The following is a 12035-nucleotide window of genomic DNA, read 5'->3' on the forward strand; positions in this document are numbered from 1 at the left end:
GACGAATAGTTTCCCCGCTCACTCGGTCGATCGAGGCGAGCAGCAAATCAAGCCGCCTTGGGACGCGAAGCCACCACCAGCTGCGCCGGGGCCCTGAAGGACAGTAGGTCGATCGTCGGTGGGGGCTCGACCAGCTGGACTCCGCTCAGCAGCTTCTGGGTGCAGTTCAGGGCGACTTGGGTTTCCATTCGGGCTAGGGCGGCGCCGAGGCAGCGGTGGATGCCGATGCCGAAGGCCAGGTCGGCGGGGCCGCCGTGGCCGGTCAGGCCTAGGAGGACGGGGGCGCCGGACGGTAGGTCCACGTCGCCCAAGGTTGTGGGCGAGGCGGTGATTCGGCGCCAGGTGGGGACCGAGGACGCCTCTTGGAGGACCTGTTCCACTGTCGTGGCGGGATCGTCGAGACAGCGCTGGAAGGCGGTGGAGATGAGTTGGGTGGTGGTCTCCTGGCCGGCGATCAGTAGGAAGTAGCCGACCGCGCAGATCTCCTCGTCGGTCAGACCCAGACCGACCAGCACGCCGAACAGATCGTCGCCAGGGGCCTTCCGGGCGGCCGTCGTCCGCGCGCGTAGCCAGGCGTAGAACTCGGCTGCGCTGTGCGACAGCTCCAACTGCCGGTCCTCGTCCGGCCAGCCCCAGAAGAGTTCCAGCGAGTCCAGGCTCCAGGCCTTCAGCGCAGGTACGTCGACGTCCATCAGCCCGAGCAGATGCAGTACTACGAGGGCCGGCGGCTCCGCGGCGATCGCCTGCACCAGGTCGACCTGCTGACCGTCCGCGAGAGCTGCGGAGGCGGCCGCCACTCGTGACGTGTTGAGTTCCCGGGTCAGCGGTTCGGCGGCAGCCACGCGGGCAGGGCTGAAGAAGCGGGCGACGGCCGCACGGATCGGGCGGTGCGACTCCCCCGCGTTGTTGGCCAGCGTCGGCGGTAGCGCGAAGCCGACGCCGGACAGGACACGGAGCGCCTTCACGGACAACGGCGTGTGGGCGAGTACGGCGTTGTCCGGGCGGAACGTCTGCGGGTCGAGCAGCACCTCCCGCGCCAGGGCCGGGTCGTCGACGACCCAGTACCCGAGCGTCTCGTCGTACCGAGCCGGGCAGCCGGTCACCGCCGACCCATCCCGCCTCACTCGAACCATCCCGGAGCGGCGGCCCGGAACTCCTCCCGGCTCCAACTGCCGGCGCCCGCCGGGATCCGGCCGATCACCGGGACCCCGGTCGTCGCCGGGAGATCCTCCAGGTTGCAGCTCTCGGCGAGATCCGGCTCGGCCGGCCAGGACCCGATCACCAGCCCTTCGACCGGGAGCTCCCGCGACCGCAGCGCCTCGACGGTCAGCCCGGTGTGGTTCAGCGTGCCGAGCCCGGCGCGTGTCACCACCACGAACCGGAACGGCGACGTCAGGTGCTCGGCGAGATCCGCCAGGTTGTTGCCATCAGCATCGAGTCCGACGAGCAGTCCGCCGGCACCCTCGACCAGCACGGTGTCGTAGCTCCGGGCGAGGTCGTCGATCGCTGCGGCGTACTCCTCGACCGACGGCAGCGCGACCCCGGCGCGCCGGGCGGCGGTGGTGGGCGCGAGCGGCTCGGGCAGCCGGACGCCTTCGTGCAGCGCGGTCACGCCGGTAAGGCGGACGACCTCGGCGAGGTCACCCGGCTCGTCGGGGCCGACGCCGGTCTGGGCCGGCTTGACCACCGCGACTGACTCGCCGGCGCACACCGCGAGCGCGGCCGTGACGATCGTCTTGCCGATCTCGGTGTCGGTCCCGGTGACAATGGTGATCATGAGACGGCCCCGATCGCGTCGACGATCACCGCGCAGGCGCGATCGAGATCGGCGGCCGACAACCCGGCGTGCGCGGTGAGCCGCAACCGGGAGATGCCGTCGGGGACGGACGGCGGCCGGAAACTCCCCACCCGTACGCCGTTGCGCAGACACAGCTCGGCCGCGCGGACGGTCTCGCGCGGACCCGGCATCGGGACGGAGACGACCGCACCACGCGACGGCGGCACCTCGCACGCAGCCGCCAGCCGTGCCGCGGCCGCATGGATCGCCGCAGGACGGTCAGGCTCGGCTTGGAGAACCTGCAATGCGGCAAGAGCTGCGGCGCACGCGGCCGGGTTCAGGCCGGTGTCGTAGATGAAGGGACGTGCCCGGTTGACGAGGTGCTCGCGGAGCACCGACGGCCCCAGCACGACCCCGCCCTGGGAGGCCAGGGACTTGGACAGCGTCATCGTGACGACGACATGCTCGACCCCGGCCAGACCCGCCGCATGCACGGAGCCGTGACCGTTGCCACTGACCCCCAATCCGTGGGCCTCGTCGACCAGCAGTACGGCGTTGTGCGCGCGAGCGACCGCGGCCAGTTCGAGTAGCGGCGCCTCGTCGCTGAGCACGCTGAACACGGACTCGGTCATCACCACCGCGTGCGGTTCGTTGCGCTCGGCAAGCACCTTCTCGACCGCGTCGACATCGTTGTGCGGTACGACCTCGACGCGAGACCGCGCCAGGCGGCAGGCATCCACCAGCGAGGCGTGCACGTGTTCGTCGGACACCAGCAATGTCCCCGGTCCGCCGAGCGCGGTGACGACACCGAGGTTGGCGAGGTAACCGGACGAGAACACGAGCGCGGAGTCCTGCCCGGCGTACACCGCCAGCGCGGATTCGAGCTGCTCGTGAAGTTCCGTCGTACCGGTGACGAGGCGGGACGCGGTGGCGCCTGTGCCCCAGGTACGTACGGCGTCGGCGGCGGCCGTCACGACCCGGGGATCGCGCGCGAGACCGAGGTAGTCGTTGCCCGCGAGGTCGATCAGGTCACCGTCCGCGGCCCGGGCGCTGAGCCGTCGGGTCAGGCCCCGGGCCTCCAGCGCCGCCGCCTTCGGAGCGAGCCAGTCCTCCAGCATCAGCCAGACTCCTCGACGGCACCCGTGATCGCCGCGCCGATGGCGGCGATGTCCTCGTCGGTGCAGACGTACGGCGGCATCGTGTAGACGAGATCCCGGAACGGCCGGACCCAGACCCCACGGCGCAACGCGGCCTCGGTCAGCCGCGGCAAATCCACCGGCCCACCGAGCTGTACGACGCCGACCGCGCCCAGCACCCGCACGTCCTTCACCGAAGGCAACTCCGCCGCCGGAGCAAGCCCGGCTGACAACCCGGCGGAGATCCGAGCAACTGTGCCCGCCCAGTCCTGGGAGAGCAGCAGATCGATCGACGCGAGGGCGACCGAACACGCGAGCGGATTCGCCATGAACGTGGGCCCGTGCATCAACGCACCACCCGGTCCGTTCGACACCGTGTGCGCGACGTCCGTCGTACACAGCATCGCGGCCAACGACAGGTAGCCGCCGGTCAGCGCCTTGCCGACACAGAGGATGTCGGGGTCGACGCCCGCGTGCTCGGACGCGAACAGCGTGCCGGTGCGGCCGAACCCGGTGGCGATCTCGTCGAAGATCAGCAGGAAGCCGTGCCGGTCGGCGAGCTCACGGAGAACGCGCAGGCAGGCGGGGCTGTAGGCGTACATCCCGCCGGCGCCTTGGAGGACCGGCTCGACGATGATGCCGGCGATCTCACCCGCATGCTGCTCGGCCAGGGCAGCCAACGCGTCGGCCCAGGACTGCAGCTCCGGATCCGTGTCCGGCCGATCGAAGCCGGCCGGCGGCTGGGGGCCGAACACCTGCTCCTTGAGCGCTCCGGTGAACAGCGAATGCATCCCGTTGACCGGGTCGCACACGCTCATCGGCGCGAAGGTGTCGCCGTGGTACCCGCCGCGGACGGTCAGCATCCGCGTACGACCGTGGTTGCCGCGCGCAACCTGGTACTGCAGCGCGATCTTGATCGCCACCTCGACCGAGACCGACCCCGAGTCGCAGAAGAACACGTGCCGCAGCGGCTCCGGCGTGATCTCCACCAGCCGCTCACCCAGCCGGATCGCCGGTTCGTGGGTCAACCCCCCGAACATCACGTGGCTGAACTCGTCCACCTGGCGCTTCAGCGCGGCGTCCAGCACCGGGTTCCGATAGCCGTGGATCATGCACCACCAGGACGCCATCGCGTCGATCGCCTCGACGGTCCCGCCCGTACCGTCGTCCAGCTGCAGCCGTACGCCGGCCGCACCGCGGACCAGCCGAACCGGCGAGGGATCGGTCAGCGAAGAATACGGATGCCAGAGCAACTCCGCGTCCCGCTGTATCCGCGCATTGACCGACTGTGACACCGCGATCCTCCGTCCTGAGGATTCACCACGGTAAACGGTCCCCTCGCCGGCCGCCGCCGCAGGTGGGCCGGATGTGACGAGCGCCTCTCAGACGTCGTGCACGTTGGTTGGCTTGCGCCTGCGCGCGCTCAAATCGCGCACGACCCTTCCCTGGGCGTCGTTGACCACGCCGTTGTCGACGCCGCCTTGCCGAGCGGCCTTCCTGGCGTCCTTGCCCTTCAGCGTGCCACCGTTCGCCGCGACGTCGGCCCTCTTGACTGCCTTGGATTCCTTCTTGCCGTACTTCCCCATGGCTTCCTCACCACTCTCTGGTAGCTGACGGACTCACCTCGGACGGTCAAGACCCCGAAACGGTTGCCAGGAAGCCGAATTACCTAGAAAGCAGTGCCGGCCTTCGCGATGTGCAGCGTCACCGCGTCAGGATGCAACCGCAGGCGGGCCATCGCGGTCACCGTCTTTCCGCCCTCGACCGACTCGCCCCGGATCCACTGCACCGGGGCCGCCAGCCCCAGCGGCTCGATCTGCGCCACGGACTCCAGGAAGTACCGCGACTCCAGAACGGTCCAGGCACGGTCCCGCTCCCACGTGATCGCGTCGGCGGTCCGGGCCGGCTGCTGCCAGACCTCGTCGCCCTCGCGCTGGTTGCCGTACACCAGCTCCCCGTCGGCACGCAGTACGCCGACACGATCGGCCCACTGCCCCTCATCGACCAGCTCGGCCGCCCGCAGCACACCCGCATAGCCGAGGTCGTGGGCGCTCTGCTCCACGAACCGGCCGTAGCCGAACTTCTCCAGTGACCGGATGTGCCGCTCGAGGATGCCCAGCCGGCTGCGCGCCTCATGCACCGCAAGGAGCGCGACCTCGACCTGGTAACCGGACGCCTTGAACCGCTCCGCCGACTCGGCGAACGCGTCCGGGTCAGCGAGCTCGGTCTCGACGATCACGTCGTACCGCTCTCGGATCACCAACTCCTCGGCCAGCGCGAGCCAGCGCCGGCCGTCGGCGGCGACATGTCTCCCGGCAGCCGGCGGTACGTCGGTGATCGGCTCGTAGAAGTCCGGATGGTACGGCTCGTAGGTCAGCGCACTGACGACGAGCGGACGGCCGCGGCGCTGCAGGACCGCCTTCACCAGAGCGGTGATCGAGGCCTTGCCGTCGCCCGGCTGACCGCCGACGAACACGACGATCGGCTGCTCCTGCGGTACGCCGCTCAGCTGGTCGGGAACGATCCGCTCGCGGAAGATCCGCGCACTCTCGGCCTCGTCGAGCAGGTGCTGGTCGTCACCGATTGCTGCAGGCCCCCATGGTGCGGTCACTATCCCCCCTGCGCATCGTCGTCCGAGCCCTCGTCGTCCTCGCTCTCCGCGAGGAGTTTGTCGGCGTCGCGGCCGATGCTCTCGGTCGCGCTGGTGTCCAGCGGGGTGAGGTCCTGCGCCCGCTTCGCCCAGGCCAGCTGTTCCGCCCGCCGGAGCTCGATCGCGTCGGTGTCGGGCTCGTCGGACTGTTCCTCGGTCGCGATGGACTGCGAGTAGAAGCCGATCGACTGCCGAACCCCCTCCAGCGCGGTCTCATACCCGACCGCCCGCGTCGTCAGCCAGGTCGCCTTGCCGAGTTCGGCGAGCACGTTGACAGCGACGTTGACCACACACGAACTTTATCCGACCGTCTAGGTCACACACGCCCGCACCCAGGACCTGCGGTCAGCGGCGGCGGGAGCCGCGTTTCGGGGCAGGCTGACCGACGCGTGCTGGGCGACCGCCGGCGCGCTTGCCTCGGGAGTTGCCGGGCTTGTCACCTGCGGGGCGGGTTGCCGCTGGTTTCACCGGCGCTGCCTCGAGGGCGGCCTTGACCGCGGTGAAGGCGTCGCTGGCGTTGCGCGCGGGCTTTACGCCGGTGAGTTTGGGGATAGCCGAGCGTTGGCGGCGGGTGTGGGTCTGGATGCGCTCGACGACGCGGGTGCGGACCTCGTCGAGGTCTGCCCCGGCCAGGTTCTCGACCGGTTTGCCGCGGTCCAGCGCGACGTCGAACCACTCGGTGTAGCCGTGGGTATGGACGACCTGGTTCGGCGACTTCTGACCGAGGCGGCGGTACTGCGCCAGTACGTCGTACCGCTCGTCGAGTCCGAGGACCTCGTCGCGGAGCCCGAGCTCGACCTGGCGGTCGTAGGTCGCGGCGACCCGCTGGTCGATCTCGTCGGCGGGGCGGTCGACGGAGAAGACGACCTGCCGGGTGGCAGGCGCGACGGCGCGTTCCGGATCGTTGCCCATGGCACGCGCCAGCGCGTTCACGATCGCGTCGTAGTTGTTCTCGTGGATCTTCGCGGCGGCCTTGGCGTCCAGCCGGCTCAGCACGGCGTACGCGTCCTCGGCCATGCTGCGCGGGAAATCACGCCGTACGGCGTTCCGCGCCTCCGCGACCGCGTCCACCTCCCAGCCCTCGAGCAGGGAACGCACGTACACACTGGTGCCGCCCACGACGACCGGGACGCCACCGGCGTTCCAGCAGTCGTCCATGTGCTGCCGCGCCTGCGCGACGAACGTCTCCAGCTCGACCTTCCGCACCGGCTCGGTGACGTCGATCATCGTGTGCGGGACCCCGCGCATCTCCTCCGGCGTGGTCTTGCTGGTGCCGATGTCCATGTACCGGTACACCTGCCGCGAGTCCGCCGACACGACCATCGGCGGCAGCCCGAGCTCGTCCCGGATCCGCAGACACAGGTCGACCGACACCGCGGTCTTGCCCGCCGACGTCGGTCCGTAAAGGGCGACCAGCAGGCGAGGCGGGGCATCGGGCATGGATCAAACCTACTGCCCTACAGCGGGCTGCTGAGTGAGCCGTGGACCGAGCAGTGGGCCGACCATCCGGTCGGGTGGACCTGGACGATCATGCGGCGGCGGCACTGGGCGCAATACCGGGGTGGCTCCAGCGTCAACGCTTGGCGGCAGTCCTCGTGGCTGCCGTCGGTGAGCTCGCGACCGCAGTGGCCGCAGTACGTCTCGGTCACAGGGTCTTCTGGAGTTCCTTCACCGGCATCTTCAGCTCGGCGAGCAGGTCCAGGTCGGCGGTCGCCGGGCGGCCCAGGGTGGTCAGGTAGTTGCCGACGATCACCGCGTTGATCCCGCCGAGCAGGCCCTCGCGGGTGCCCAGGTCGCCGAGGGTCAGCTCGCGACCGCCGGCGTAGCGCAGGACCGTCCGCGGCATCGCGAGCCGGAACGCGGCGATGGTGCGCAGCGCGTCCTTGCCGTCCATGATCTCCAGGTCGCCGAACGGCGTACCCGGACGCGGGTTGAGGAAGTTCAGCGGGACCTCGTGCGGGTTGAGCTCGGCGAGCTGCGCGGCGAGCTCGGCGCGCTGCTCGAGCGACTCGCCCATCCCGACCAGACCGCCGCAGCACAGTTCCATCCCGGACTCGCGCACCATCAAGCAGGTCTCCCAGCGCTCCTCGAAGGAGTGCGTGGTGACGACGTCGCCGAAGTACGACCGGGCCGACTCGAGGTTGTGGTTGTAGCGGTGCACGCCCCACGACTTCAGCTCGTCGACCTGGTCCTGCGTGAGCATGCCCAGCGAGCAGGCGATGTTGATGTCGACCTCAGCGTTGATCGCCTCGATGCCGGCCTTCACCTGGCTCATCAGCCGCGCGTCGGGCCCGCGGACCGCGGCGACGATGCAGAACTCGGTGGCGCCGGTCTTCGCGGTCTCCTTGGCGGCCTCGACGAGTTCGGGGATGTTCAGCCAGACCGCGCGCACCGGCGAGGTGAACTGGCCGGACTGGGAGCAGAAGTGGCAGTCCTCGGGGCAGCCGCCGGTCTTCAGCGAGATGATCCCCTCGACCTCGACCTCCTCGCCGCACCACTTCACCCGGACGTCGTGCGCGAGCGCGAGCAGTTCCGGCAGCCGGTCGTCGGGCACGGAGAGAACCTCGACCAGTTGCTCCTGGCTCAACCCGGTGCCCTGCTCCAGAACCTGCTCACGTGCCACGTCCAGGATCTCGCTCATGGTTCTCCTGCCTCATCTCAACGGTCGGCCTCACAGTAGGTCAGACAGGTACGGCGGGGCTGCGGCGGGCGTCACGTGGAACATCTGCGACCGAAGTGCCTCACCGCCACTCTCCGCACTCCCCGGGAAAAGTTTTTGGACTTTTCCAAGGAACCTCGTAACCCCCTGTAGATGGGCTCGTTGATGTGTACGAAGGCGGTTACCGCAAGGAAGACCGCCACCTGATTACCGGGAGCTACAAATGCTGATCATTACGATCAGCACGCAGAGTGGTCACAAGGCCCAAAGCCCCCGGAAATCGGATGTAAGGTAGTCACCAAGAGCTCGGGTCGCCAGCTATGGCTGGTGACCCGATCCCAAGCGCCGGGCGCCTCACCCCGGCTTGAGTGGGTCCCTCGGGAAACGATTTGGGCGGAAACGTTCCCGAGGGACCTGCTCCCTTTTCCAGACCTTTTCGAAAAGGCACAGCACGAAAAGCCTCAGCAACTTACTGCTGAGGCTTTTTCATTTGCGCAATTTCTCGCTGTTCTGTTACGAATCCGTCACAGCCTGCTTCGGGATGATCGGGAGCCGAAGGGCACCGGGGGCGTCCGTCGGGACGACCGGGTGCTCGGGCTTCACCGGCTGGATCCGCTGGTACGCCGTACCGGTCGCCGGGCGCGGGTCGACGGCGCCCTTGTTCGGCCAGAACGAGAGCGCCCGCTCGGCCTGGGCGGTGATCGTCAGGGACGGGTTGACGCCGAGGTTCGCGGAGATGGTCGAGCCGTCGAGGATGTGCAGGCCGTCGTACCCGTAGACGCGGTGGTACGGGTCCACGACACCGGTCGCGGGTGAGTCGCCGATCGCGCAGCCGCCGATGAAGTGCGCGGTCATCGGCACGTTGAACGGCTCCCCGATCGTGCCACCCGGCGTACCGTTCATCAGCTTCGCCATCCGCCGGACCACCTGGTTCGCGACCGGGATCCAGGACGGGTTCGGGGCGCCGTGTCCCTGCTTCGACGTGAGCTTCCACCGGCCCAGCCGGTCGCGCTTGCCGAACGTCGTGATCGAGTTGTCCGCGGTCTGCATGACCAGCGCGATCACGGTCCGCTCGGACCAGTGCTTCAGGTCGTACAGCTTCCGGATGTTCTTCCGCTGGATGCCGAGCTCGCGCAACCACGTTCGCCAGCGCGGCTTGTCCCCGTCGCCGTCGGTCAGCACGGTCTGCAGCAGCGACATCACGTTGCTGCCCTTCCCGTACCGCACCGGCTCGATGTGGGTGATGTCGTCGGGGTGGAACGAGGAGGTGATCGCGACGCCACGGGTGTAGTCGACGTCGGTGTCGCGGGAGATCGCGCCGAGCAGCGACTCCGAGTTCGTCCGGGTCAGCACGCCGAGCCGGTCCGACAGCCGCGGCAGCTTGCCCTCGTCGCGCAGCCGGTGCAGCAACTTCGCCGTACCGAGAGCCGACGCGGCGAAGATCACCTGTCCGGCGGTGAAGCGGCGGGTGACCTTCTTGTTCGACGTACGCCGGGTGTCGATCGCGTACCCGCCGCCTGTCTCCTCCGCGAGCGGCTCGACCGAGGTGACCGTGGTCAGCGAGTAGACCTCCGCGCCGGTCTTCTCGGCCAGGTAGAGGTAGTTCTTCGTCAGGGTGTTCTTCGCGTTGTGCCGGCAGCCCGTCATGCACTCGCCGCAGTCGATACAGCCGGTACGGCGGGGGCCCGCGCCGCCGAAATACGGGTCGTCGACCTCGACACCCGGCTCACCGAAGAAGACACCGACCGGTGTCGGGTGGAACGTCTCCCCCACGCCCATGTCCTCGGCGACCTGCTTCATCACCTTGTCGGCCGGCGTGAACCCCGGGTACGTCGTGACGCCGAGCATCCGCTTCGCCTGGTCGTAGTACGGCGCCAGCTCGGACTGCCAGTCGGTGATGTGCGCCCACGCGCGGTCGGTGTAGAACGCGGGCAGCGGTTCGTACAGCGTGTTCGCGTAGACCAGGCTGCCACCGCCGACCCCGGCGCCGGACAGGATGATCACGTCGCGCAGTGCGCTGATCCGCTGGATGCCGTACATCCCGAGCTTCGGCGCGAACAGGAACCGCTTGGTGTCCCACGAGTTCTTCGCGAACCCCGCGTCGTCGAACCGCGCACCGGCCTCCAGTACGGCGACCCGGTAGCCCTTCTCGGTCAGCCGCAAGGCGCTCACGGACCCGCCGAAGCCCGAGCCGACGATCACGACGTCGTAGTCGAACGTCACGGGCGGCCGATCTTCTTCAGCACCCGCAGCGCGCCGGTCATCAGCTCCGCGAACTTCTCGTCGGACAGTCCGTGCGAGGCTGCGATCGGGATCAGTCGCTGGGTGGCGATCGCCTGCGGTTCGACGTACCGGCGGATGCCCTCGACACCTTGCCGCCGGCCGAGACCGGACGACCGCATGCCGCCCATCGGTGTGTCGATCGAGCCGAACGTCGCGCCGTACCCCTCGTTGACGTTGACCGTGCCGGCCATCAGTTGCGCGGCGACCGCGCGACCACGGCGGCCGTCGCGGGTCCAGACGCTCGCGTTCAGGCCGTACTCGCCCTCGTTCGCGCGCTGGATCGCCTCGGCCTCGTCGGAGAACCGGTAGATCGAGACGACCGGCCCGAACGTCTCGTTGTCGAAGCACTCCATCGCCGGGGTGACACCGGACAGGACGGTCGGCTCGTAGAACAGCGGGCCGATGTCCGGGCGGGCCCTGCCGCCGGCAAGCACCGTCGCGCCCTGCTCACGGGCGTCCTCGACGTGCCGCGTCACGGTCTCCAGCTGCGCCTTCGAGATCAGCGAGCCCATGTCGACGTCCCAGCCGGTGCCGGCACTCAGACGGAGCTTCTTCACCCGGTCCACGAAGGCCGTGACGAAGGCGTCGTACACCTGGTCGGCGACGTACAGCCGCTCCATCGAGACGCACAGCTGGCCGGCGTTCGCGAAACACGCCCGTACGGCGCCTTCCGCGGCTCGGTTGATGTCGGCGTCCCGCAGTACCAGCATCGGGTTCTTGCCGCCGAGCTCCAGGCTGCAGCCGATCAACCGCTCACCGGCCTGCTTCGCCACCAGCCGGCCGGTCTTGGTCGAGCCGGTGAAGCAGATGTAGTCGGCGTTCTGGATGAGCGCGCCGCCGACCGTCGGGCCGTCGCCGTTCACCGCGAGCCAGGCCTCGCGTGGGAGGCCGGCCTCGTACAGCAGCTCGATGCCGCGTAGAGCGGTCAGCGGGGTCTGGCTGTCGGGTTTGTGGACGACGGTGTTGCCGGCCAGGATCGCGGGCAGGCCGTCGGAGATCGCCATCGTCAGCGGGTAGTTCCACGGCGAGATGATGCCGACGACACCCTTCGGGACGAACCGCTCCTCGGCGCGGGTGAGCAGCGGGAAGATCCCGAGCTTGCGCTGCGGCTCGAGCAGCTCGAACGCCTTGCGGCCGTAGTACCGCGCCGTCAGCGCGACGTGCGCGAGCTCCTCGAACGCCTGCTTCCGCGCCTTGCCGGACTCGCGGATGATCAGGTCGACCAGCTCGTGCCGGTGATCGAGGACGAGATCGTGGTACCGCAGCAGGATCGCCGCGCGCTCCGCGAGCGGCACCCGTCGCCAGGTCTGCTGGGTCCTCCGGGCGACCCGGACCGCCGCGACCACGTCGTCCGCACTCGACACCGGAAGGTCCGCGATCGGCTGCCCGGTCGCCGGCGCGTACGACGTACGCGTGCCGGAGGTCGCGCGCAGCAGCCCCGACAACCGGCGGATGACCGACTGATCGGTCGCGTACGACGCGGTCGGGTCGAGCTCCGGATCCGCAGGAATCGACGTCTGCTCACTCATG

Annotated in this window: 12 protein-coding genes; all 12 read right to left on the reverse strand. The window is 69.2% G+C overall.

What is annotated here, in order from left to right; genetic code table 11:
* Positions 1–47: 47 nt before the first annotated feature.
* Positions 48–1124: a hypothetical protein gene (locus OHB24_RS05045; protein WP_327637774.1), complete on the reverse strand. Its 1077-nt coding sequence runs from the start codon at positions 1122–1124 to the stop codon at positions 48–50.
* Positions 1121–1777 (reverse strand): dethiobiotin synthase, encoded by a 657-nt coding sequence (bioD, locus tag OHB24_RS05050; protein ID WP_327637775.1) that lies wholly within the window; start codon positions 1775–1777, stop codon positions 1121–1123. The genes OHB24_RS05045 and bioD overlap by 4 nt, the downstream gene beginning before the upstream one ends.
* A complete protein-coding gene (locus tag OHB24_RS05055; protein WP_327637776.1) occupies positions 1774–2895 on the reverse strand; it encodes an 8-amino-7-oxononanoate synthase in 1122 nt (373 codons plus the stop codon). The genes bioD and OHB24_RS05055 overlap by 4 nt, the downstream gene beginning before the upstream one ends.
* Entirely contained in the window at positions 2895–4208 is a 1314-nt protein-coding gene (locus OHB24_RS05060) for an adenosylmethionine--8-amino-7-oxononanoate transaminase (protein WP_327637777.1), read from the reverse strand. Before OHB24_RS05060 ends, OHB24_RS05055 begins: the two co-directional genes overlap by 1 nt.
* A gap of 87 nt (positions 4209–4295) precedes the next feature.
* Complete coding sequence (locus OHB24_RS05065; protein WP_327637778.1) at positions 4296–4499, reverse strand: hypothetical protein; 204 nt, start codon at positions 4497–4499, stop codon at positions 4296–4298.
* 83 nt (positions 4500–4582) lie between these two features.
* Complete coding sequence (locus OHB24_RS05070; RefSeq protein WP_327637779.1) at positions 4583–5524, reverse strand: zeta toxin family protein; 942 nt, start codon at positions 5522–5524, stop codon at positions 4583–4585.
* Complete coding sequence (locus OHB24_RS05075) at positions 5524–5853, reverse strand: hypothetical protein (RefSeq protein ID WP_327637780.1); 330 nt, start codon at positions 5851–5853, stop codon at positions 5524–5526. Before OHB24_RS05075 ends, OHB24_RS05070 begins: the two co-directional genes overlap by 1 nt.
* A 55-nt stretch (positions 5854–5908) precedes the next feature.
* The gene (locus OHB24_RS05080; RefSeq protein ID WP_327637781.1) at positions 5909–7003 is read right to left on the reverse strand and encodes a hypothetical protein; all 1095 of its coding nucleotides are present in this window, start codon (positions 7001–7003) and stop codon (positions 5909–5911) included.
* Positions 7004–7020: 17 nt separating this feature from the next.
* Positions 7021–7212: a biotin synthase auxiliary protein BsaP gene (bsaP, locus tag OHB24_RS05085; RefSeq protein ID WP_327637782.1), complete on the reverse strand. Its 192-nt coding sequence runs from the start codon at positions 7210–7212 to the stop codon at positions 7021–7023.
* The gene (gene bioB, locus OHB24_RS05090) at positions 7209–8204 is read right to left on the reverse strand and encodes a biotin synthase BioB (protein ID WP_327637783.1); all 996 of its coding nucleotides are present in this window, start codon (positions 8202–8204) and stop codon (positions 7209–7211) included. The genes bsaP and bioB overlap by 4 nt, the downstream gene beginning before the upstream one ends.
* Positions 8205–8735: 531 nt before the next feature.
* Complete coding sequence (locus OHB24_RS05095) at positions 8736–10445, reverse strand: GMC family oxidoreductase (RefSeq protein ID WP_327637784.1); 1710 nt, start codon at positions 10443–10445, stop codon at positions 8736–8738.
* Positions 10442–12034 (reverse strand): succinic semialdehyde dehydrogenase, encoded by a 1593-nt coding sequence (locus tag OHB24_RS05100; RefSeq protein ID WP_327637785.1) that lies wholly within the window; start codon positions 12032–12034, stop codon positions 10442–10444. Before OHB24_RS05100 ends, OHB24_RS05095 begins: the two co-directional genes overlap by 4 nt.
* Between the last annotated feature and the right edge of the window lies 1 nt (position 12035).

Source organism: Kribbella sp. NBC_00482 (assembly GCF_036013725.1).
Classification (GTDB): domain Bacteria; phylum Actinomycetota; class Actinomycetes; order Propionibacteriales; family Kribbellaceae; genus Kribbella.